Genomic DNA, 23,142 nt, shown 5'->3' with positions numbered 1-23,142 from the left:
CTCACTCACCTGTGATCACTCCCGCGGCCGCCAACCGCGAAGCCACTCCACCAATATCCCCGGCGCCCTGGGTTATCAACAGGTCGCCATCCTGCAGCACATTGGCCAGCAGGGATTCAATCTCCCGGTTATCCTCAACGAACACCGGCTCTACCTGCCCTCTCTGGCGAATGCTGCGGCACAGGGCGCGGCCATCAGCCCCCGGGATCGCAGGCTCGCCGGCAGAATAGACATCCATCAGCAGCAAACTGTCCACCTCCGACAACACGCGGACGAAATCTTCGTAAAGATCACGGGTCCTGCTATATCGGTGCGGCTGGTACACCATCACCAGACGTCGATCCGGCCAGGCATCGTGGGCGGCACGGATAACCGCCTCAACCTCAGTGGGGTGGTGACCATAATCATCCACCAGAGTGATTGTGCCTTTGGGCGTCTTGTAGTCGCCGTACACCTGGAACCGGCGTCCGACACCGGCAAATCCGGCCAGACCACGGCCAATCGCCTCATCCGCGACACCTTCATCGGTCGCCACGGCAATCGCCGCCAGCGCGTTCGCCACGTTGTGACGACCGGGCATTTTCAGTTCCACCGTCAGATCGCTCCGGCCGGCCGGGCGCTTCACCACAAAGTGGGTCCGCAAGCCATCGGAGGTGATGTTCTCGGCCCGGTAATCCGCCTCCGGGTTGTCGATGCCATAGGTAATGATCGCCCTCGATATCCGGGGAATGATTTCCTGGACATAAGCGTCGTCTACGCACATCACCGCCACGCCATAAAACGGCAGGTTATGAAGGAAATCGACGAAGGTCTGCTTCAGCTTTTCAACATCGCCGCCATAGGTATCCATGTGGTCCGCTTCGATGTTGGTAACCACCGAAATGACCGGTGTCAGATGCAGGAACGACGCATCGCTTTCGTCAGCCTCCGCCACCAGATAGCGGGACCCACCGAGCTGGGCATTGGTGCCGGCACTGTTCAGCTTGCCGCCGATCACGAAAGTCGGATCCAGCCCGGCCTCACCCAGAACCGATGCGATCAGACTGGTTGTGGTGGTTTTACCATGGGTACCAGCCACAGCGATCCCGTGCCGGTAACGCATGATCTCAGCCAGCATTTCGGCCCTGGGCACAATAGGAACACGCCGGTTGCGGGCGGCTGTGACTTCCGGATTGTCAGAAGCCACAGCAGACGAAACCACCACGACATCTGCGCTGGCACTGTTTTCTTCCCTATGACCGATCTGAACCTCGACGCCCATGGCTTTCAGGCGACCGGTAACCGGGCCTTCTTTCAGATCCGAGCCGGAGACGTCATACCCCTGGTTTTTGAGCACCTCGGCTATGCCACTCATACCGGCACCACCAATACCCACGAAATGGATGTGGCGGATCCGGCGCATTTCAGGCACCTGATAGACCAGGGGCGGATTGTTTGCATCAGCCATTAGCGGCCTCCAGACAGTAATTCACGACTCTCTCCGTTGCATCAGGGCGGGCCAATGTTCTGGCAGCCTTCGCCATATCGGTTACCCGGCTGCGGTCCCGGGATAAATCACCCAGGGTTTCTGCCAGTACGACCGGGGTCATCTTTGATTGCGGGATCAATATGGCGGCCTTCTCGGCCACCATTTGCTCACCGTTTTTGGTCTGGTGATCGTCCACTGCATGGGGAAACGGCACCAACACAGCGCCGATGCCCGCGGCACAGAGCTCGGAGACGGTCAGCGCGCCGGAGCGGCACAGAACCAGATCGGCCCATTGGTAGGCATCTGCCATGTCCTTGATAAACGGTTCGACGCTCGCCTCAACCCCGTGTTTTTCATAAGCCGCCCGGGCAACCTCAGCATGGCGTTCACCACACTGGTGGCGAACAACCGGTCGTTGTGTTTCTGGCAGCAGGGCCAGTGCCTCCGGCAACTGCTGGTTGAACACCTGGGCACCAAGACTGCCGCCAATCACCAGCAACCTGAGAGGACCCTCCCGGCCCGCCAACCGCTGCTCTGGTGCGGGTAACGTCGCCAGATCCTCCCGGACCGGATTGCCGGTGCACCGGGTGACGACTTTCGGTCCAAAGCTTCCGGGGAAGGCTTCGAGCACGGTTTCCGCAAACCTCACCAGAATCCGGTTGGTCATTCCCGCAATGGCATTCTGTTCGTGTATCACCAGCGGGGTCCGGGTCAGCCAGGCGGCCACACCACCGGGCCCGGTGACAAAACCGCCCATGCCGACCACACAATCCGGACGAATCTGGCGCAGGACGGTGAATGCCTCACCGAGAGCCCGCATCAGGCGGAACGGTGCGAGCACCAGCGCAAGTCTGCCCTTACCCCGCAAACCGGAAATATGAATCAGCGAAAGCGGAATATCGGTCTCACCGATCAGCCTCTGCTCCATACCGCCGCTGGCGCCAAGCCAGTAGACCTGGTGACCGCGGGCTTCAAGGGCACGTGCCGTGGCCAGAGCCGGGAAAACATGCCCACCGGTACCGCCAGCCATCATCAGAAAGCGGCGCTGGTCAGTCATAAACCGCACCCCCCCGCTTTTTCGGACCGGCCTTTTCACGGGCCAGCTTTTCCTGATCGAGACGCTCCATTTCAACCCTGGCCAGAATGCCGATGCTGACGCAGGTGATTATCAGGCTGGAGCCGCCATAGCTGACCAGCGGCAGGGTCAGTCCCTTGGTGGGCAGCAGACCGGTACTGACCGCCATGTTGATACCGGCCTGCAGGCCAACCAGCAAAGTCAGGCCGTAAGCAAAGCAGGCGGCAAAAGGCATGCCCGCATTCTCGGCCCGGCGGGCGATCACGAAGCCGGTAATCACCAGCAGTGTGAACAGACTGAGCACAAGCAGCGAACCCAGGAGCCCGAACTCCTCGGCAATAATCGCGAAGATGAAATCGGTATGAGCCTCTGGCAGGTAAAACAGCTTCTGGATGGAATTGCCCAGGCCGACACCGCCCCAGTCTCCACGACCAAAGGCAATCAGCGACTGGGTCAGCTGGTAGCCGCTGTCGAACTGGTCTTTCCAGGGGTCGAGATAACTGACGACCCGCTTCAGGCGGTACGGCTGGGTGACGATGAGAATGGCACCCAACACCACCAACGTGCCGATCAACGGCACAAACCGACTCAGCCGCACACCGCTCAGGAAGATCATTCCCGCCGCGGCCGTGACCAGCACCACCGTGGCACCAAAGTCTGGCTGAATAACCAGAAGAACCGATGCGAGCCCCAGAACCACCAAGGGTTTCAGGAAGCCGGCCCAGGTATTGAGCAACTCCTCACGGCGCCGGACAACGTAGCCGGCCAGGTACGCTATCAGGCATAGCTTGGCCACTTCCGATACCTGGACATTAAACAGGCCAAAAGGAATCCATCGGGTCGAGCCGTTCACGGTTCGTCCGAGGGGTGTAAGGACCAGAACGAGCACCAGAAGACCGATACCCAGAAGCAACCAGCCACTGCGTTCCCACCAGGCCACAGGCACATTGACGGCCACCAGTGCCGCAAGAAAACCAAGGCCGGCAAACATCAGTTGGCGAATCACGTAGTGATAGCTGTTACCCAGGGTTTCAGCGGCCATATCCATGGATGCTGACGAAATCATCACAACCCCTACGACCATCAGCGCCACGGAACTGATCACCAGCATGGCCAGCGGCTGGATTTCTCCAAGCCACTGGTTCCGGTCTGGCAATGAAAGATCTGCGTTCATCACAGGCCCTCCACCAGTGAACGGAACTGATCACCACGGTCCAGGTAATCGCGGAACATATCAAAGCTGGCACAGGCCGGGGACAGCAACACCCGGTCCCCCGGGTACGCCAGTTCCGCAGACCTGGAGACCGCGTCTGCCAGACTCTCCGACTGATAAACCGGAACACCACTGCCAAGAACATCAGCAATGGCCGGGGCATCGCGACCGATCAGCACCACCGCCCGGCAGTGCAGGGCAATGGGTGCCTCCAGCGCGGTGAAATCGGCGCCCTTTCCATCACCGCCGGCAATCAGCACAACCTTGCCATTCTCTGGAGCCAGGCTCTCGATGGCCGCCACCGTTGCACCGACATTCGTGCCCTTGGAATCGTTTATGAAATCCACGCTGTTAAACCGGCGAACAAATTCGCACCTGTGCGGCAGGCCCGGAAACTCCCGGGCCACCTTCAGCATCACGTCCATCGGCAGTCCCGTAGCGTGTCCCAGTGCCAGGGCCGCCATGACATTGCTGATATTGTGGCGCCCGAGCAGCCTGAGTTCACTGGCGAGGATCAGGTTGTCGAAACCAAAAGTAATCCAGGTGCCCTGGTCGTCATCCCGGGTACTAAAGGTTTCCGGGTTTACCCTGTGAAAACCAAAACACAGGAACCTGAGGTTGTCCCGCGCCATCGGTGTACTGAGGGCATCGTCCAGATTGACAATGGCATTCCTGCAGCCCCGGTAAATCCGCTGTTTGGCCTGGAAATAGGCCATCCTGTCCGGGTAGCGGTCCATGTGATCGTCACTGACGTTCAGTACCGTGGCCGCAAGGGCGTTCAGCTCTTCCGTGGTCTCCAGCTGGAAACTGGACAACTCGAGCACGTACAGGTCTGCGCCCTGGTTTAACAGGTTCAGGGCCGGAGTACCGATATTGCCCCCCACGGCCACCTTGCGACCGGCCGCTCTGGCCATTTCACCCAACAGGGTGGTCACCGTGGTTTTGCCGTTGGAGCCGGTGATTGCAACGATGGGGGCATCCGCCGCCTCGGCGAACAGGTCAATGTCGCCCCGGATGCGTGCGCCCTGCTTCGCAGCACCCGCGATCGCTGGCTCCGCAATACTGATGCCCGGGCTCACCACCAATTCGTTGAAACCTGCAAACAGGTCGCGGTCGAAAGGCCCGAGATGCACCGGAGTATCCGGCCAGCCTGCTCTGAGCTCATCCAGACCGGGAGGCGCCGTGCGGGTGTCTGCAACCGCTATGTCCCGCCCTTGTTCAGACAGATAGCGCACGCAGGAGAGCCCGGTTTTACCGAGCCCTACGACCAGTGTGCGGCGATCCGAAACAATGACACTCATAGCAGCAGCGTTTTCCTATCTCAGTTTCAGACTGGCAATGCCAATCAGGACCAGAACGACTGTGATGACCCAGAACCGGACAATAACCCGGGGCTCTGGCCAGCCTTTCAATTCAAAGTGATGATGCAGGGGGGCCATGCGGAAGATTCTGCGCCCGGTCAGACGGAACGAGGCAACCTGCAGGATCACTGAGATTGTCTCCATAACGAAGACACCACCCATAATGAAGAGCACAATTTCCTGCCGGACAATAACCGCAACCACCCCGAGAGCCGCACCGAGGGCGAGCGCGCCAACATCCCCCATGAAGACCTGGGCCGGGTAGGTGTTGAACCACAGAAATCCCAGGCCAGCGCCCACCAGGGAACCACAGAACACAATGAGTTCACCGGTTCCGGGCAGGTGCGGAATCAGAAGATAATTGGCGAACTGGGCATGGCCGGACAGGTACGCAAAAATGCCAAGCGCGCCGGCCACCATGACCGTGGGCATGATGGCAAGGCCATCCAGCCCGTCTGTAAGGTTGACAGCGTTGCTGCTACCGACAATGACGAAGTAGCTCAACAGGATGAAGAGCACCGGCCCGAGGGTCAGGGAAACCTGCTTGACGAACGGCACATACAGGGAGGTTTCCTGGGGCAAGGCAGAACTGAAATAGAGCACAATCGCCGCAGTGGCACCGATCAACGACTGCCAGAAGTACTTCCAGCGGGCCGGCAAGCCGCGCGGGTTTCGCTCGACCACTTTGCGATAGTCGTCGACCCAGCCGATGGCACCAAACAGAAGAGTCACCAGAATGGTGACCCAGACATAACGATTTCCCAGATCCGCCCAAAGCAGGGTGCTGACACCGATGGCGACCAGAATCAGCGCACCACCCATGGTGGGCGTACCGGCCTTGCTGAGATGGGTTTGCGGGCCGTCGTCCCGCACCGCCTGGCCAATCTGGTACTGGCTCAGCTTACGGATCATAACCGGGCCGATGATCAGTGAAATGAGCAGGGCCGTGAGTGTTCCCAGAATTCCGCGCAGGGTCAGGTACTGAAACACCGTCAGTGCCGAAAAATATTGTGACAGGACCTCTGTCAGCCAGAGCAGCATGAGTTATTCACCTTTTCTTTAATTCCCTCCACCACGCGATCCATGGCGGAACTACGAGAACCCTTGACCAACACTGTCAACGGTGTGTTTTTTGCCCTGACAACAGATTCGACTGCCTGGTCATGGGTCAGACACGGCTCTGTGCCCTCACCAAACCCATCGGCGTACCCCTCACAGCCAGGCCCCACAGTGATCATTCGGTCAATGCCATGCTCCCTGGCGCACTCTCCCACGTCCTGGTGTAGCGCCCGTGCGTCCGGGCCAAGCTCTGCCATCGCGCCCAGGACTGCAATCTTCTGCCCTGCCCGCTGACCCAGAACACCCAAAGCAGCTTTCATCGAAGCCGGGTTGGCGTTGTAACTGTCATCAATCAACGTCAGTTCCGGCGACAGGTTCAACACCTGTAGCCGCCCCTTAACCGGCGCAACCTGCCCCAGCCCACTGATAATGGCCCGGTCGTCGGCACCCAGCTCCCGGGTTGCGGCAATGGCCAGCAACATGTTGGTGATGTTGTGATCACCCTCAAGCGCCAGCGAAACCCGGCAGCGCCAGTTGTCCGGGCCGTGCACCTGAATGGCTCTGGTGCCGTCGTCATGACTCTCAATCACGGCGTGGTAGTCCGCTGCCGCATCCAGCCGGCTGACACCGACAACCCGGCGACCACCCGCACGTTGCTGCCATTGGCTGAAGGCCGGATCATCCCGGTTCAGCACCACCAGGCCCTCGGCATCAACCCCATCGATAATTTCGCCTTTGGCCAGCACAATATTGTCGTAGCTGCCAAAGCCCTCTAAATGGGCCTGACCCGCGTTGGTCAGAATAGCAACCCCGGGCTTTGCCAATGCAACCGTATGGGCGATTTCGCCCAGCCCACTGGCTCCCAGCTCAATAACGCCAAAACGGTGCTCCGGCGAGAGACCGAACAGCGTCAGCGGCACACCGATGTGGTTGTTCAGGTTGCCCCGGGTCGACAGTGTTGGTCCCATCTGCGACAGAATCGCGGCACACATTTCCTTGACGGTCGTCTTGCCACTGCTGCCGGTGATGGCGAGGATTCTGGCTTCACTCTCTCCGCGATTCCCGGCCGCCAGCTGCGCCAGGGCCATGAGCGTGTCGGCTACCACGAGCTGGGGTAACGACACGGTGCTGTCCGGCACATCGACAACCAGAGCAGCGGCTCCTTGCTCGCGGGCCTGCCGCAAAAAACGGTGGCCATCAAAATTCTCGCCCCGGAGAGCAACGAACAGCTGCCCCTGTTCAAGAGTGCGGGTATCGGTTGAGACTCCACCAAACACCACTGACGACAGATCATCAGACTCGCACTCGGCACCCAGCCAGCTTCGGGCCTCGGCCAGTGAAAAGGCGCGCATCATGCCACACCCCCGTTCAGCTTCAAGATGTGACGAACGTGCTCGGCATCGCTGAAGGGGTACTTCTGGCCGGCGATTTCCTGATAGGCCTCATGGCCTTTTCCGGCGATAAGCACCAGGTCATCCGGGGTTGCCGTGCGGATAGCCGTCTGGATTGCCTCAGCCCTGTCATGAATGACCGCAACCTTCTCCGTATCCGTAAACCCGGCAACAATGTCGCGGACAATGACAGCGGGGTCTTCGCTGCGCGGATTGTCATCGGTCACCACAACGCGGTCCGCCAGCTTTTCAGCCTCCCGCGCCATTTCCGGACGCTTGCCAGCATCGCGGTCGCCGCCGCATCCGAACACACAAATCAGGTCTCCGGCAACATGGGGGCGCAGCGCCGCAAGGGCATTGGCAAGGGCATCCGGTGTGTGGGCGTAGTCAACCACCACCCTGACGCCGCTGGCACCACCAAACCTTTCAAGCCTTCCCGGCGGCGGTGTCAGGCGGGCAGTGGCCTGCTGCACCCGCTCGACCGGAACGCCGAGGGTCAGGACTGTGGCCATGGCCGCCAGCACATTACTGGCATTGAAACTGCCCATCAGGGGAACGGAAATAGCAAACCGGCCCCACTCACCATCCACTTCCGCCTCAAAGCCCTCATCGGTTGGCCGGAATTCGCGCAACCAGAGTTCTGTCTGGGCTTCGTGCAGACTGTAGCGGACGCGATCACATTTGCCCGCCAGCTGATCAAATAGCTGCCGGCCGAAAGGGTCGTCAAAGTTGATGACAGAGAAGTGCAACTCCTCACGCTCAAACAAGCAGGCCTTCGCCTCGCCGTATGCCGCCATCGACCCGTGGTAATCCAGATGATCCCGGGTCAGGTTGGTAAACACGGCGCAGGTCATGGTGAGGTTGTCGATTCGCCCCTGGTCCAGGGCATGGGAGGAGACTTCCATGACAGCTGCGCGACCGTTCTGTTTCAGGATCCGTGACAGAACCCGGTTCACCTGAACCGCGTCTGGCGTGGTATGGGTCGCCGGATGCAGTGCACCGGGCATGCCATAACCGAGGGTGCCGAGGACACCGCAGGGTGTTCCCGTCTCTTTAAGGAGCTGGGCAACGTACTGGCAAACCGACGTCTTGCCGTTGGTTCCGGTGACACCAATCAGGCGCAGGCGTTGCGACGGATGTTCGAAAAACCGATCGGCAATCCTCCCGACCAAACCACGAAGACCGACCACCGGGACCACCAGGGCCCCATGTCGTTCCGAGCATTCGGTGGCCCGATCGGATTCCAGAAGGATAGCCGTAGCACCCGCTTTAATCGCCGCATCGACATAAAAATCAGCGGGCGTACTGGTCCCCGACAGCGCAATAAACGCGTCGCCGGAGGCCACCTCCCGGCTGTCGGTCTTCAGACCATGGATAGTTACGTCGAAGACCGACGGAACCACCATGACTCCTTGCAACAAAGTGCTGAGAGATGTGATGCACATAGGCTTACCCTCGCTCCCCGGGCGCTGGAGAAACAGTTTTTGCCTCCCCAACGTCCAGTTCAGGCTTCACATTCAGTAGTCGCAGTGCGTCACTCATCACCCTGGCGAACACCGGCGCTGCCACTTCCCCGCCGTAATATTCACCGGACTGCGGCGCATCAACGGCCACAACCGTAACCAGTCTCGGATTATCAATAGGTGCGATACCTGCAAAGATGGCTTTGTACTGACTGTCTTCATAGCCCTGATCGCCAACCAGGTGAACCGTTCCGGTCTTGCCCCCGGCAGAATAGAATCCCGGCTGGGCCCGCTTTCCCGTACCACGGGAAACCACCTGCCGGAGCATATTGCGGACCTCATAGCTGACCTGCTCGGACAACACCCGATAGCCTTCGGGCTCTTCATCGCGCTTCACAAGGCTCAGGGGGTAATGCACACCACCATTGGCAATCACCATATAGGCCTGTGCCAGCTGAAGAGCATTCACGCTCATACCGTAACCATAGGACAGGGTCGCCTCTTCCACCGGCCGCCACTTCGATGGCGCTGGCAGCACACCGACGGCTTCCCCGGGAAAGCCGATCCCGGTTGGCTGGCCGAGCCCCATTCGCGCATACAGATCCCGGATAACATCACCGCCGAGATCGGTAGCGATCTTGCTGATTCCCACATTGCTGGATTTGACAATAATGTCAGTCACACCCAGCAGGCCATAGTTGCGATGATCGCGGATGGTAAAACGGCCAAAACGCCGGTAACCCGGGTTGGTATCAATGGTGCTATTGACTGAATATTTACCAGATTCCAGCGCTGCCGCCATGGTGATCGGCTTCATGGTTGAACCGGGCTCAAACAGATCAGTGATGGCCTTGTTTCTGAGGTTTTCCGCTGCCAGCTGGCTGCGGTCGTTGGGGTTGTAAGACCCCTGGTTCACCATTGCCAGAACCTCACCGGAATCGACATCCAGCATGACCAGTGTGCCGCCGCGGGCATTGTGGGCGGTTACCACGGCTTTTAGCTCACGGTAAGCCAGGTACTGAAGACGCAGATCAATACTGAGCGCGAGATTACGACCGGGGCGGGCGTCCCTGATCAGCGTCAGGTCCTTGATAATCCTGCCCCGGTTATCCTTGAGAACCCGCTTGCGGCCGGATTCGCCGGACAACCATTGATTGTAGGCCAGCTCGATACCCTCCTGGCCACGCTCGTCGATATTTGTAAAACCGACCACGTGAGCCGTCACTTCGCCTGCGGGGTAGTAACGACGGTATTCCTGGCGCGCATAAACACCCTGAATATCCAGAGCCAGGGCCTGTCTGGCGAGATCAGGCTGAACCTTGCGGCGCAGGTAGATGAACTCACGACCGGAATACTCCTTCAGCCGCTCACGCAGGGAGGCTTCACTGATGTCGAGCAGCCGGGCAAGATTGGTCAGACGCGGCTCAGCGGGATCGGTCTCGGAGGGGTTGGCCCAGATGGTCTGCACCGGCGTACTGACCGCCAGAGGTTCACCATATCGATCGGTAACAACACCTCGGTGGGCGTCGATGGCCTCAACCCGCATGGTCCGGACATCCCCCTGCTTGCGCAGAAATTCGTTGTCGACCACATGCAGGTCGACCAGACGCCAGCCCAGCACCCCGACAACCAGGAGAAAGACGCCCAGCACGGAGCCAAAGCGCCAGGCTGCCAGCCCGGACGCCAAACGCTGCCCCCATGTTGTCTGCTTCCCCTGATCGGACACGTCGATCACCCTGAATGTTGTTGTTTTCGTTGGTTACTGACTGGCAACCGGAGACATCAGAGGTACCAGTACAATGTCCTGACGCCCCGGCACCACCATATTGAAACGCTCTGCCGCCAGATTCTCCACCCGGCCATGAGCGCTCAGGGCGCTTTGTTCAAGCAGAAGCTGACTCCATTCACTCTGGTACCGATCCCGCTCCGCCTGAAGCTGCGACAAGGTATTGAAAAGCCCACGGTTCTCATGAGCGCTCACGACAACACCAATGGAGGAAGCAACCAGCACCACCACCAGAGCAAGAGACACCAGGACCTTGCCCTGCCGTGTGGCATCAAAAACCTGCCGTGAAATACGAACAGCCGTTGCCACGCCATCCCGGACTTTCTGCTTGTTCAACTTTGCCGTTTTAACCGGCTCTTCAATGGCTACCGCGCCCATGACTACACGCTCCCCTGCGAGTTTTTTCTGATATCAGTGCGTTCCAGCACCCGCATGACTGCGCTGCGGGCGCGTACATTGTCGCTTACTTCGTCAGCACCGGCCTTATTGGCCTTGCCAACAAGTCGGAAGTCCGACGCTTCCTGGTCTGCGGTCACCGGTACACCTTTGGGCATCTGGGGCCCGCGGGCCAGATCCCGCATAAATCGTTTAACCAGCCGGTCTTCCAGCGAATGAAAGCTGATGACCACCAGCCGGCCACCCGTTGCCAGCCGATCGACCGCCGCCCGGAGGCCAATTTCGAGATCTTCCAGCTCCCGGTTGATAAAAATCCGGATCGCCTGGAAGGTCCGCGTGGCCGGGTGCTTGTGCTTCTCTTTTTTGGGCACCGCCTCGCTGACCAGTTCCGCCAGCTGGCGAGTCGTCTCAACAGGCACTTCCTGCCGACGCTGAACCAGGAGCCGGGCAATACGGCGGGAGAAGCGTTCCTCCCCATACCGCCAGATCACGTCTGCGATTTCAGCTTCTTCTGCCGTTGCCAGCCATTGCGCGGCAGTCGGTGATTGCCCGGTATCCATCCGCATATCCAATGGGCCATCGCGCATGAAACTGAAACCACGGGACGCGTCATCAAGCTGGGGTGACGAGACACCAAGATCCAGCAACACACCGTTCACCGATTTCCAGCCCTGCCCGGTGACGGCTGTGTCCAGCTCGGCAAAAGAGCCGTGAAAACAGTGGAAGCGGCCGTCCTTCGCTTCGAGTCCCCGGGCCGCCCTGATTGCTTCGGGGTCCTTATCAATACCCAGCAGCTGGCCCGCCTCACCCAGACGCCCAAGAATCAGACGGCTGTGGCCACCCCGCCCAAAAGTGCCATCCACGTAGTATCCGTCGGGGTCGTTGACCAGATAGTCGACCGCCGAATCCAGGAGCACCGAGCGATGCGAATAAGACGCTCCGGCTTCCTGCCTGCGATCGGAGGTCATAGCGACAGCGCCTCCATCTCGGGCGGCATGTCATCGTCATCGGAGGACTCATCCAGCCAGGCAAACCAGCGCTCTTCGCTCCACAACTCGAACTTTTTGCCCTGCCCGATCAGCATCAGCTTTTTCTCCAGATGGGCGTAGCTTCTCAGGGTCGGGGGAATCAGGATGCGCCCGGCTGAGTCCAGCTCCATGGGCGCCGCGTTACCCAGGATCAGACGCTGCAGTCGGCGGGCCGCCTTATTCATATTGGGAAGGGCCTCAATCTTGGGCCTCAGAACTTCCCATTCGGGCTCGGGATAGACCAGCAGACACCGCTCTTCGTCGGCATTCGCCGTCAATACAATGCGCCCACCACAGGCCTGCGCGAGCTGTTCGCGCACCTTGGCAGGGATCGCCAGGCGACCCTTCGCATCCATATTGATGGCATGACTGCCGAGAAAATTACTCATTCACACTGTCTCTGGGTGCCTGAAATCCACAAAAAACCACTAGAAACCACTTTTTCCCACTTCCGCACACTATAGAAACACGCAATACACAATGCAAGCGCCGCAAACAGCGCCACACGCGGGAAAGTTCCTTTTATGACAAGAGGTTACAGAGCCGGATTCAATGAAATGGTGAGATTACGAAAAAGAAAAGAAGTAAAATCAAACACCTGCAAAAAGATCTAAAGAAGACAAGTGAGGTTTAAGATTTTTTGGCTATAAAAGACATCTGTTGAGAATGACAGACTTCACATGAAGGGAATAAAAAAGTGAGCTCGCCGATAAGCCGGGTTCTGTCTTGGACAGTCATTCATCTAGGGCCTGCGTCACCACAGGCCTCAAGCAACCTACCCGAATCCAGCGCGGGCCACGCCATTGGATTCCTATTTGGTCTTGCTCCAGGTGGGGTTTACCATCGCCGTGGACTGTTGCCAGCCACGCGGTGCGCTCTTACCGCACCGTTTCACCCTTACCGTCGCCCGAAGGCGCTTAGGCGGTCTGCTTTCTGTTGCACTTTCCGTCGGCTCGCGCCGCCCAGGCGTTACCTGGCACCTTGCCCTGTGGAGCCCGGACTTTCCTCCCCCGGTGAAACCGGCGGCGACTGTCTGGCGAGCTCGGCCGTGACAATACTCCTGCGCCTACAGCCTTGCAAGAGAAACTGCCACGGGCACTCAACCATCTTTCAGCGCCAGCGCCCGCCGATAAAGCTCGTTCCTTGAAAGCCCGGTCAATTCGGCGGCCATCTTCGCCACCTTCTTTACCGGCAATTCCGCCAGCAGCACCTTCAGCACCCGATCAACATCCAGAGTCGCCGCATCGCTATCGTCAGCGCGAGGTTCGGCACCACGGATCATCACCACAAACTCACCACGGGTGCCATGGGGGTCCTGCTCCAGCTCGGCCAGAACCTCGTGCACCGCGCCTGAATAGAAGGTCTCGAAAGTCTTGGTGATTTCCCGGCCCAGCACCATCTCCCGGTCAGGCCCCAGAACCTCGGCGATATCCCGCACGGATTCGAGGATCCGGTGGGGCGATTCGTAAAAGACGAGGGTCGCAACTTCACTGGAGAGAGACTCAAGACTCGCGCGGCGGCCGGAACGCTTTGCGGGAAGAAATCCCACAAACAGGAACCGGTCTGTGGGCAACCCGGCGGCACTCAACGCGGTCACCAGAGCACAGGCACCCGGAATGGGACTGACCACGAATCCGGCGGCTCTGGCCTCACGGACCAGAACATAGCCCGGATCGGAGATCAGCGGAGTGCCGGCATCGGAAATCAGGGCCACATCCCGCCCCGCTTCAAGTTCCGCCAGCAAGCTGGCAGCACGGTCTTTTTCGTTGTGATCGTGCAGCGCAACCAGCCGCTTCTGAATGCCCAGATGATTCAGCAGCCGGCCACTGTGCCTTGTATCCTCAGCGGCTACCACATCAACACCGGCCAGGACCCTGGTTGCGCGCGGAGACATATCGTCCAGATTACCAATCGGCGTAGCAACAATAAAAAGCGTTCCGCCTGAAGCACCTTCCCGGCTCACCCCAGAGGGGAAATCACTGACCACATTTTTCAAAGTGCCTGCCTCATTGATGGGAACCCCCGGACCGTGACAGTTACGTCATGTGAATTCAGCCCGGAGCTGTTAAACTTGCCACCGTTAGTCTGGCGCCACAAGCCCAATAATCCGGAGTATATCGAGCTTGCCATGATAGAGACCCGCAACCATAAACGAGCCCTGGCCAGCGTTCTTGCCGCCGCCCTTTTTTCCGCCGGTTGTGCCAGCGTCAATCTTGATTCGCACATTGCGCAAACTGCCGATCAGGCCCTTGAAATGGCCAGCAGGGAAGACAACCTCGAGACGGCCCAGGCCTACCTGCTCAGAATTGCCAGCCGGTTCCAGGATCAGGGCGACCACGCGGCAGCCCGAACGCTACTCCAAAGTGAGCGGCTGGCGCAAGCTGCACCGGCACTTGAAAACCAGAAACTGCTCCTGTCCATGGCAAGCGCAACGACGCTTGCCGATAAATCCTGGGCAAAAGAACTTGCCAGTGGGATGTCACCTTCGGATTTCATCGACTACCCGGCAGACCTGATGGCGCGGGCAGCAAATCTGCAAGCCGACACCTTCGCACTTGCAGAAAACCCGTTGTCCGCGGCCATGACCCTCATATTGCTGGCCCAGACCGACAATACTGCCGATGCACAGCAAATTCATGACCGGGTCTGGTCATTTCTGGAGCAAGTACCTGATGGCCAGCTGGATTCCGCCTCAGCGGATGCAATCGGCTATGAGGCCCAAGGCTGGCTGGAGCTGGCAAGGATTGTACGAGCACCCGATATCGGCATCGATGAACAGGGTCGGATCATACGCGGCTGGCAGAACAACTGGCCGGGCCATCCCGCCGCGCAGGTGCTGCCGTCCGACCTGCGGCTGATCGCGACACTTGCCGACAGCCGACCCGAGAAAATCGCTCTGGCGCTGCCCCTTAAAGGCCCGCTGGCAACAGCAGGGAAAGCGATTCGGGACGGTTTTCTTGCCGCCTACTACCTGGACGACTCCGCTAATCGCAGTAAAACCGATATCCGGATCTTTGACACCTCCGCAACACCGTTCAGCGAACTGTATCGCGAGCTTTCAGAACAGGACATTGATCTGGTGGTCGGCCCTCTTGAGAAAGAGGCCCTCGCCGGACTTGGTTCCATGAACACTCTTCCGATACCGGCTCTGGGACTGAATTACCTGCCATCCGGCACCCAGGCACCGGACGGCCTCTACCAGTTTGGCCTGTCAGCCGAAGATGAAGCGCGCCAGATAGCCGACAGACTGTTGGCCGAAGGGCTGCGTCAGGTGTTGGTACTTATTCCCCAAGGCGAGTGGGGCGACCGCGTGGAACAAGCGCTCCTGCAGCGGATCGCCGCCTCTGATGGTGTTGCCCTGGATATCGAACGCTTCTTCAGGGAAGACAATCTCAGGGCCGTGACAGCCGACCTGCTTGGCATTACCGTATCCCGTGACCGGGCCATCCAGGTCGAACGCACCATTGGTATAAACGTTGAATTCGAGCCCCGCCGTCGTCAGGATGCGGACGCCATCGTCATGGTGGCAGAGGCCACGGTCGCGCGCCAGTTCAAGCCGCTGTTTGCCTTCTATTTCGGGGGCGACCTGCCCGTTTATTCGCCCTCCATCATCTACGAAGGCACCCCATCGCCTTCCCGGGACCGTGACCTGAACGGGGTTATTTTCACCGATATTCCCTGGGTTCTCGGGGACGATAGCGAACTTCGCGCAGGGGCCACGGAGATCATGTCAGGCACCCGAGGCCAGCAAGGCCGACTGTTTGCCATGGGCGCAGACGCCTGGCACCTTAGCAAACGGCTACCACTGCTCAGGCAGGTCGACAGCGCCTCGATTGCGGGGCAGACCGGCGTCCTGACCATGACACCGTACGGCAGCATCCACCGGGAACAGCTATGGGCACAATTCCGGAACGGAACGCCGGAACTTCTGCCGAAGCTCACGCCCGGAGTCTCCGACACCTCTTCCCGAAATGTGGCAATGCCGGTCACCAGACAGAATTAAGGAACAATTCAATCGCCATGGATGGCACAAAAGCCCAGGGAAATCACTTCGAAGGCGTTGCGGCTCGCTACCTTGCCAGTCGCGGTGTCCGGATTGTTGAACGTAACGTTTATAATCGCGGCGGTGAGATAGATCTGATCGGCCGGGATGGCGAAACGCTGGTCTTCTTTGAAGTCCGGTACCGGGGGCCCGGCAGCCTCGTCGACCCCGCAAGCTCCATCAATTACCCAAAACAGAAGCGACTGATAAAGGCGGTTTCGTTTTATCTGCACAGGCATGGGCTCTGGAATAGCGTCTCACGAATTGACGTGGTTGCGATCAGCCCGGGTACCGTCAAAAAATACCGGGTACAATGGATCAGGAATGCAATTCTGGCAGGATGGTGATACTGACGATGACCGATACGGAACACCAGATCAATCAGTGGTTCGCAAGCCACATGGAGCACACGGCTCAGGCGGCAAGCACCGCAGGCCCCGCCATTGAGGATGTTGCAGACGCCTTCGTAGCCACCCTGCTCCAGGACGGAAAAATCATCACCTGCGCCAATGGTAACGCCAATATACTGGCCCAGTACTTCTGCACCTCACTCCTGAACAGATTTGAACAGGACAGGCCCGCGCTACCGGCCATCAACCTCGGGGCAGACGCTACTACCTACTCAGCTATCTGTCGGGACAACCGGTTCAACGACACCTTCTCGCGGCAGGTCAGAGCAATCGGCAAGCCCGGAGACCTGCTTTTTGTGATCGTTGACGATGGCCACAAAGCCAACCTCATTCAGGCCATCCAGGCCGCCCACGACCGGGAAATGAGCGTTGTTGTTCTCAGCGCCAGGGAGAAGTCCGACATTACCTCTCTCATGCATCCCGAAGACCACGAGATCGCGCTCAACAACCTGAGCCCAACCGAGGCAACACCCCTGCTACTGTTAATCATTAATGCGCTGTGCGGGCTGATCGACGGCAAGCTTTTCGGAGGATAAAAAAGCCAGCTTGCGCTGGCTTTCTGGAACGGGAAAAACGGCTACTTAACGACCTTGAGCGTCGGCCTTCCTGAGGGCCGATCCTCCTGCCCGGAAGGAGACTGGTCTCCGTCGCGCTCGCGGGTAGTGCCATCAGGATCCGGTGAGCCCGGCTCACTGCCGAACACCATGCCTTCACCATTCTCCTTCGCGTAGACCGCCATAACCGCCTGCAGAGGTATGAACACCTGCATGGGCACACCGCCGAAGCGGGCACTGAACTCCAGCGCACCATTACCGATGACCAGGCCACGAACGGCGCCCGGGCTTATATTCAGAACAATCTGCCCGTTTGCCACATGCTCGGTCGGCACCTGCACACCCTGAATGCCTGCATCCACCACAATGTAGGGCGTACAGTCATTGTCCAGAATCCACTCATTGAAAGCACGTACCAGGTACGGACGGCTGGACGTCATGGTGTTTTTGCTCTCAGCCACTGCCACTCTCCTGCTCCGGCCAGCGGAACGTTTCCAAATCAGCTGCGAATGTCTTCTTCCAGATCAGACAGGCTTGCCTTGAAACCCTCCCGGCTGAAAATGCTGTCCATGTATTTCTGCAGCGGCTTGGCCTGTTTTTCGTCGAGGTCGATACCTAGTGTCGGGAGACGCCATAGAATCGGCGCAATGCAGCAATCCACAATAGTGAACTCTTCGGACAGAAAGAAAGGCATTTCACCGAACAGCGGTGCCGTTGCCAGCAGGCTTTCCCGCAGCTCTTTACGCGCCGTCTCGGAAGCTTTGGCGTTTGGCTGGGCCAGAATCCGGTCAACCAGACCACACCAGTCTTTCTGGATACGATGGATCATCAGCCGGCTGTTGGCTCGGGCGACCGGATAAACCGGCAATAACGGCGGGTGAGGAAAACGCTCGTCGAGGTACTCCATCATGATATTGGGCTCATAAAGCACCAGATCACGATCCACCAGCGTCGGCAGGGCGTTGTATGGGTTCAGATCGGCCAGTTCGGCCGGCGGATTGTCCGGGTCCACATTAACGATATCAACGGTAACACCCTTCTCTGCCAGAACAATACGCACCCTGTGACTGTAATGACTGGCCGGATCCGAGAAAAACGTCATTGATGACCGCTTGGTCACAACGCCCATAGAACTACCTCACGAGTAAACAAACCGAAATGATCCTGAAAAAACGCAAAAATCCAGCGGGCCGGTTATTGCCCGCTGGAACTCAGGGGACGGGATTATACCCTATTTCTCAGTGTACGTCCTTCCAGTACTCACGATTGAGCAGGTAAGCGAACACAAAGAAGATGGCGACAAAGATCAGGACAAAAATCCCCAGGCGCTCACGCTCCAGCTTGACCGGATCGGCCATGTAGGACATGAAGTTGGTCAGGTCGTACATGGCCTGGTCAAACTCGGCGCCTGTCATGCTGCCCTCAATCGCGTACTCAGGACAGACATCGGCGTTATTGATGCTGCCACTAAGCGGCTCGACACTGGCCTCAACACCGATGTGCGGCTCTACAGCGCAAAGCCCCTGAAGCCCAACCAGCGCATGTGGCATACCCACCAAGGGGAACACGACATTATTTACGCCGAACGGACGCGTCTCGTCCTTATAGAAACCACGCAGGTAGGAATAGACCCAGGCTTCACCACGCAGACGGGTTTCCAGGGTCAGGTCAGGCGGCGGCGCGCCAAACCAGTCGGCGGCCATGTCCTTGTTCATGGAGTTTTTCATCAGCTCACCGATTTTGGCGCCAGTGAAGATCAGATTCGCCTCATAAAGCTCAGCCGGGATCTCCAGATCGTCGGCCACTCGCTTGTAGCGGGCGTATTCCATGGAATGACACCCCATGCAGTAGTTGGTGAATGTAGCTACACCACGCTGCAGAGACGCCTTATCAGAGTGATCTGACTCAAACGCGTCGAGAGACGCAGCACCTCCGGCTGCCAGCCCCAGGGCCGGCAGGAATGCGATGAAAAGACCAAAGATCAGCTTTCTCATTATCCTGTCACCCTCTCTGGAACTGGCTTGGTTTTCTCAATGCGCGTGTAGAACGGCATCAGAATGAAATAGAGGAAGTATACCGCCGTCAGAATCTGGGCGACCATCGTGCGCCCCTCGGTCGCCGGCACCAGCCCAAGGTAGCCGAGCACAACGAAGCTCACTGCAAAAGCCGCAAGCGCAATCTTGCTCAGCCAGCCCTTGTAACGGATGGAGCGGACCGGGCTCCTGTCAAGCCACGGCAGGACAAACAGAATCGCAATGGCGCCACCCATCACAACCACACCCCAGAACTTCGCCGGCAGACCAAACAGCTCCAAGGTGACCGCACGCAGCATGGCGTAGAACGGCGTGAAGTACCACACAGGAGCGATATGCTCAGGAGTCTTGAGCGGATTGGCGGGCTCAAAGTTTGGCTTCTCCAGGAACAGGCCACCCACTTCCGGAAAATAGAAGACTACGACAAAGAAGATGAAGAAGAAGACCGCCACGCCGAGCAGGTCATGGACCGAATAGTAAGGGTGAAACGGAATGCCGTCTTTAGGAATGCCGTTCTCGTCCTTGTTCTTCTTGATTTCGATACCGTCGGGGTTATTCGATCCGACTTCGTGCAGCGCCAGTATATGCAGCACCACAAGAGCCAGCAGTACGATCGGCAAGGCAACCACGTGCAGTGCAAAGAAGCGGTTAAGCGTTATGCCGGAAATCAGGTAATCTCCGCGAACCCACAGGGACAGGTCGTCACCGATCACCGGAATCGCGCCGAACAGGTTAACGATAACCTGAGCGCCCCAGTAGGACATCTGCCCCCAGGGCAGCAGATAACCCATGAAAGCCTCAGCCATCAGCGCCAAATAGATCAGCATGCCAAACAGCCAGATCAATTCACGGGGCTTTTGGTATGAGCCATACATCAGGCCCCGGAACATGTGGAGATACACCACAATGAAGAACGCGGACGCACCGGTGGAGTGCAGATAGCGAAGCAGCCACCCCCACTCAACATCCCGCATGATGTACTCGACGGAGGCGAACGCACCTTCCGAGGTCGGGTTGTAGCTCATGGTCAGCCAGATACCGGTAACCAACTGGTTGACCAGCACCAACATGGCCAGGGAACCAAAGAAGTACCACGCATTAAAGTTTTTCGGCGCGTAATACTTGGCAAGGTGTTTGTTCCAGGCGTCAACAATTGGCAGACGCTCGTCTACCCAACTAATCAGCTTTTGCATTACGCTGCCTCCGGATCAAGACCAATCGTGACGGTCGCGTCATCGTCGAAGCGATAAGGCGGAATCTCGAGGTTAAGGGGGGCAGGCTGCGACAGGTAAACCCGGCCCGCCATGTCGTAGCGGGACCCGTGGCAGGGGCAGAACAGGCCACCCAGCCATTTCTCGCCCAGATCGGCCGGCGCGATTTCCGGACGATACGCTGGAACACAACCGAGATGAGTGCAGATAGCAACCATCACGGCAATTTCCGGCTTCAGGGAGCGGAAAGTGCCATCCGTGATATACTCAGGCTGCTGGGGCTCTTCCGAATTCGGATCCCGCAGCCGGTCGGTCTGCTTTTTGATATTTGTAAGCATTTCCTCTGTTCGGCGGATAACCCAGACCGGCTTACCCCGCCACTCGACGGTAATCTTCTGACCCGGTTCAACTTTGCTGATGTTGACGGTTACCGGTGCACCTGCTGCTTCCGCTTTGGCACTGGGATTCCAGGATGCCACGAAAGGAACGGCCGCACCGACGACGCCGACTCCACCCACCACAGACGTAGCACCGATCAGAAACCGGCGCCGGCCTTGGCTTACGTCGCCATTACTCATTATGGTTTTCTCCCATCAGGCGATGTCACAGCCGGCAATTCCGCCGGCAATGTGCATCTAAAAGGACTTCACAACCCAAAAATATAAGCGAACAAATGGTAATGAAATTACCAGGGGCTTACAAGTCGGAAAGCCACGACTGGCGCCTTATCCCTGCTCCAGATCAATTTGCTGGCAAATCATCCGAACATAAAAAAACCCGACCGAAGGGGCCGGGTTTTTCAGGATCTGCTCCAGCAATATTAACGCTTGGAGTACTGAGGACGCTTACGCGCCTTGCGCAGACCCACTTTCTTACGCTCAACTTCACGGGCGTCACGGGTAACATAACCCGCTTTGCGCAGAGCTGGACGCAGAGTTTCATCATAATCCATCAGTGCCCGGGTTAGGCCGTGGCGAATCGCGCCAGCCTGGCCACTGATACCACCACCCTTAACGGTGATGTTGAGATCGAAACGATCGGTAGATTCAGCAACCACAAGCGGCTGACGAACGATCATGCGCAGAGTCTCACGACCGAAGAAATCTTCGATAGAGCGACCATTGATGGAAATATTACCGCTTCCCGGCTTGATAAAGACTCGAGCCGTGGATGTCTTGCGGCGACCAGTACCGTAATTTTGTGCTACAGACATATCCGCCTTCCGTTAAATGTCGAGTTCTTTGGGCTGCTGGGCTGCGTGAGGATGCTCAGCGCCGGCATAGATTTTCAGCTTCTTGAACATGGCGCGGCCGAGCGGACCCTTCGGAAGCATGCCTTTGACAGACTTCTGAATAATTTGCTCGGGCGCCTTGTCGACCAGCTTCTCGAAGTTGATGGACTTGATTCCACCCGGAAAGCCGGTGTGACTATAGTACATCTTGTCAGATGCCTTGTTGCCAGTCACCCGCACCTGGCCCGCATTGATCACAACAATGTAATCGCCAGTGTCTACATGGGGGGTGTACTCAGGCTTATGCTTGCCCCGCAGACGACGGGCGATTTCGGTTGACAGACGACCCAGCGTCTTGCCGGCTGCGTCTACAACGTACCAGTCACGCTTTACTGTTTCTGGTTTCGCACTCAGAGTCTTCATTGATTCCGCCTTGAACGCTATATAAGAAACGTTAAAAACCACCACCGGTAAATGCTTTGCATCCGGAGGGGTCTCTATACCTGTTAGTTGGTCGGCAGTGACACTATTCGGGGCTGAGATAGTGACATCGCCTTGAAAAGCCAGGGCGCGAAGTATACTCGAACCACCCGGGAAATCCAACCCTGTCTCGCGCTGTTTCGTTATTCCCCTATACCGGCAGCGGGCCATCCGTATAATCTCGACACATTACCCTTTAGCGCCAGCGCCAGCGCTTCCGGTTCCACCCCCCGGATTTCTGCCAGAATGTCCAGAATTTGCGGCAGATAGACCGGAGAATTCCGCCCCGGCCGGACGCCTTCAGGTGCCATATCCGGTGCGTCTGTCTCGAGCACCAGGGATTCAGTTGGCAGCCTTGCAATGGCATCGCGGGTCTTGCGCGCCCGGGGATGGGTAATCACTCCGCCAACCCCTATGAAACAGCCCAGATCGACCAGCTTTTCCGCCTGCTGAAAGCTTCCGGAAAAACCGTGAATCAAGGCCCGACCACTCCACTGCCTGCGATTGAGCAGGCCGTGCACCTCATCATGGGTTTTAACCGAGTGAATAACCAGCGGCATATTCAGTTCGGACGCCAGACTCACCTGAGCCTCAAACCAGGGCCATTGAGCCTCAAGGCTTCCCCTGAGCCGGTCCAGCCCGCACTCGCCGATTGCGACACAACGCTCGGGCTTACTCGCCAGCAACTGCTCAAGCGCAACGAGGTCTTGCCCGGAATGCTCATCCACAAACCACGGGTGAATCCCCAGACAGTAAAACAGACCCTCATGGGCCAGCGCTGTTCGCCGAACCCTGCCCCAGTCCGGTCGGCGCACACCAGGTATGACCAAACGACTGACACCGCGGGAGCGAGCCCGCTCAAGCTCCGTCTCGCGACGGCCGTCAAACTGTGGAAAATCGAAATGGCAGTGGGCGTCGATCAGTTGCAAAGTCACCTCCGC

Annotated in this window: 23 protein-coding genes and 1 other RNA gene; 3 read left to right on the top strand and 21 right to left on the bottom strand. The window is 58.3% G+C overall.

Annotated features, from left to right (window positions below):
* Position 1: 1 nt before the first annotated feature.
* From murC to rsmI, 13 genes are all read right to left on the bottom strand, one after another.
* On the bottom strand, positions 2–1,447 hold the full coding sequence (murC, locus tag D0851_RS16640; RefSeq protein WP_117619628.1) for a UDP-N-acetylmuramate--L-alanine ligase: 1,446 nt from the start codon (positions 1,445–1,447) through the stop codon (positions 2–4).
* On the bottom strand, positions 1,440–2,525 hold the full coding sequence (gene murG / locus D0851_RS16635; RefSeq protein ID WP_117619627.1) for an undecaprenyldiphospho-muramoylpentapeptide beta-N-acetylglucosaminyltransferase: 1,086 nt from the start codon (positions 2,523–2,525) through the stop codon (positions 1,440–1,442). The genes murC and murG overlap by 8 nt, the downstream gene beginning before the upstream one ends.
* Complete coding sequence (ftsW, locus tag D0851_RS16630) at positions 2,518–3,717, bottom strand: putative lipid II flippase FtsW (RefSeq protein WP_117619626.1); 1,200 nt, start codon at positions 3,715–3,717, stop codon at positions 2,518–2,520. Before ftsW ends, murG begins: the two co-directional genes overlap by 8 nt.
* The gene (gene murD / locus D0851_RS16625; protein WP_117619625.1) at positions 3,717–5,057 is read right to left on the bottom strand and encodes a UDP-N-acetylmuramoyl-L-alanine--D-glutamate ligase; all 1,341 of its coding nucleotides are present in this window, start codon (positions 5,055–5,057) and stop codon (positions 3,717–3,719) included. The genes ftsW and murD overlap by 1 nt, the downstream gene beginning before the upstream one ends.
* A gap of 15 nt (positions 5,058–5,072) precedes the next feature.
* A complete protein-coding gene (gene mraY / locus D0851_RS16620; protein WP_117619624.1) occupies positions 5,073–6,158 on the bottom strand; it encodes a phospho-N-acetylmuramoyl-pentapeptide-transferase in 1,086 nt (361 codons plus the stop codon).
* On the bottom strand, positions 6,143–7,531 hold the full coding sequence (locus tag D0851_RS16615; protein ID WP_117619623.1) for a UDP-N-acetylmuramoyl-tripeptide--D-alanyl-D-alanine ligase: 1,389 nt from the start codon (positions 7,529–7,531) through the stop codon (positions 6,143–6,145). The genes mraY and D0851_RS16615 overlap by 16 nt, the downstream gene beginning before the upstream one ends.
* Positions 7,528–9,012: a UDP-N-acetylmuramoyl-L-alanyl-D-glutamate--2,6-diaminopimelate ligase gene (locus D0851_RS16610; RefSeq protein ID WP_117619622.1), complete on the bottom strand. Its 1,485-nt coding sequence runs from the start codon at positions 9,010–9,012 to the stop codon at positions 7,528–7,530. Before D0851_RS16610 ends, D0851_RS16615 begins: the two co-directional genes overlap by 4 nt.
* Positions 9,013–9,016: 4 nt before the next feature.
* Positions 9,017–10,756: a peptidoglycan D,D-transpeptidase FtsI family protein gene (locus D0851_RS16605; RefSeq protein WP_117619621.1), complete on the bottom strand. Its 1,740-nt coding sequence runs from the start codon at positions 10,754–10,756 to the stop codon at positions 9,017–9,019.
* A gap of 33 nt (positions 10,757–10,789) precedes the next feature.
* A complete protein-coding gene (gene ftsL / locus D0851_RS16600; RefSeq protein WP_117619620.1) occupies positions 10,790–11,194 on the bottom strand; it encodes a cell division protein FtsL in 405 nt (134 codons plus the stop codon).
* Between the two features lie 2 nt (positions 11,195–11,196).
* Entirely contained in the window at positions 11,197–12,180 is a 984-nt protein-coding gene (rsmH, locus tag D0851_RS16595; RefSeq protein WP_117619619.1) for a 16S rRNA (cytosine(1402)-N(4))-methyltransferase RsmH, read from the bottom strand.
* A complete protein-coding gene (mraZ, locus tag D0851_RS16590) occupies positions 12,177–12,629 on the bottom strand; it encodes a division/cell wall cluster transcriptional repressor MraZ (protein WP_117619618.1) in 453 nt (150 codons plus the stop codon). The genes rsmH and mraZ overlap by 4 nt, the downstream gene beginning before the upstream one ends.
* A gap of 305 nt (positions 12,630–12,934) precedes the next feature.
* Positions 12,935–13,285: RNase P RNA component class A (rnpB, locus tag D0851_RS16585), an RNA gene on the bottom strand.
* Between the two features lie 54 nt (positions 13,286–13,339).
* Positions 13,340–14,236 (bottom strand): 16S rRNA (cytidine(1402)-2'-O)-methyltransferase, encoded by an 897-nt coding sequence (rsmI, locus tag D0851_RS16580; RefSeq protein WP_117619617.1) that lies wholly within the window; start codon positions 14,234–14,236, stop codon positions 13,340–13,342.
* A 75-nt stretch (positions 14,237–14,311) separates the two neighbouring features.
* Between rsmI and D0851_RS16575 the strand changes: the two genes are divergently transcribed.
* Genes D0851_RS16575 through D0851_RS16565 form a run of 3 tightly spaced genes read left to right on the top strand, consistent with a single transcriptional unit; the run spans position 14,312 to position 17,228 of the window.
* Entirely contained in the window at positions 14,312–16,243 is a 1,932-nt protein-coding gene (locus tag D0851_RS16575; RefSeq protein ID WP_227539331.1) for a penicillin-binding protein activator, read from the top strand.
* Positions 16,244–16,260: 17 nt separating this feature from the next.
* Positions 16,261–16,629 (top strand): YraN family protein, encoded by a 369-nt coding sequence (locus tag D0851_RS16570; RefSeq protein ID WP_117619615.1) that lies wholly within the window; start codon positions 16,261–16,263, stop codon positions 16,627–16,629.
* Between the two features lie 8 nt (positions 16,630–16,637).
* Positions 16,638–17,228 carry an SIS domain-containing protein gene (locus tag D0851_RS16565; RefSeq protein WP_117620441.1) on the top strand — a complete coding sequence of 197 codons (591 nt, stop codon included), beginning with the start codon at positions 16,638–16,640 and terminating at the stop codon, positions 17,226–17,228.
* Between the two features lie 41 nt (positions 17,229–17,269).
* Here D0851_RS16565 and D0851_RS16560 read toward each other — a convergent pair whose 3' ends face one another.
* The 8 genes from D0851_RS16560 to D0851_RS16525 all read right to left on the bottom strand — a co-directional run bounded on the left by D0851_RS16560 (position 17,270) and on the right by D0851_RS16525 (position 23,130).
* Positions 17,270–17,686, bottom strand: coding sequence for a ClpXP protease specificity-enhancing factor (locus tag D0851_RS16560; protein WP_227539560.1), 417 nt, complete (start codon positions 17,684–17,686; stop codon positions 17,270–17,272).
* Positions 17,687–17,745: 59 nt separating this feature from the next.
* The gene (locus D0851_RS16555; RefSeq protein ID WP_117619613.1) at positions 17,746–18,375 is read right to left on the bottom strand and encodes a glutathione S-transferase N-terminal domain-containing protein; all 630 of its coding nucleotides are present in this window, start codon (positions 18,373–18,375) and stop codon (positions 17,746–17,748) included.
* A gap of 109 nt (positions 18,376–18,484) precedes the next feature.
* A complete protein-coding gene (locus D0851_RS16550) occupies positions 18,485–19,240 on the bottom strand; it encodes a cytochrome c1 (RefSeq protein WP_117619612.1) in 756 nt (251 codons plus the stop codon).
* Positions 19,240–20,472, bottom strand: coding sequence for a cytochrome b (locus D0851_RS16545; RefSeq protein WP_117619611.1), 1,233 nt, complete (start codon positions 20,470–20,472; stop codon positions 19,240–19,242). Before D0851_RS16545 ends, D0851_RS16550 begins: the two co-directional genes overlap by 1 nt.
* Entirely contained in the window at positions 20,472–21,068 is a 597-nt protein-coding gene (petA, locus tag D0851_RS16540; RefSeq protein WP_117619610.1) for a ubiquinol-cytochrome c reductase iron-sulfur subunit, read from the bottom strand. The genes D0851_RS16545 and petA overlap by 1 nt, the downstream gene beginning before the upstream one ends.
* 242 nt (positions 21,069–21,310) lie before the next feature.
* Positions 21,311–21,703 (bottom strand): 30S ribosomal protein S9, encoded by a 393-nt coding sequence (rpsI, locus tag D0851_RS16535; RefSeq protein ID WP_117619609.1) that lies wholly within the window; start codon positions 21,701–21,703, stop codon positions 21,311–21,313.
* A 12-nt stretch (positions 21,704–21,715) separates the two neighbouring features.
* Positions 21,716–22,144 carry a 50S ribosomal protein L13 gene (rplM, locus tag D0851_RS16530; protein WP_117619608.1) on the bottom strand — a complete coding sequence of 143 codons (429 nt, stop codon included), beginning with the start codon at positions 22,142–22,144 and terminating at the stop codon, positions 21,716–21,718.
* 200 nt (positions 22,145–22,344) lie between these two features.
* Complete coding sequence (locus tag D0851_RS16525; protein WP_117619607.1) at positions 22,345–23,130, bottom strand: TatD family hydrolase; 786 nt, start codon at positions 23,128–23,130, stop codon at positions 22,345–22,347.
* Positions 23,131–23,142 lie beyond the last annotated feature (12 nt).

It is taken from the genome of Marinobacter sp. Arc7-DN-1 (assembly GCF_003441595.1).
Lineage (GTDB): Bacteria > Pseudomonadota > Gammaproteobacteria > Pseudomonadales > Oleiphilaceae > Marinobacter > Marinobacter metalliresistant.
The sequence above is the reverse complement of the archived record's forward strand: the minus strand, read 5'-3'. Positions and strand labels throughout refer to the sequence as shown.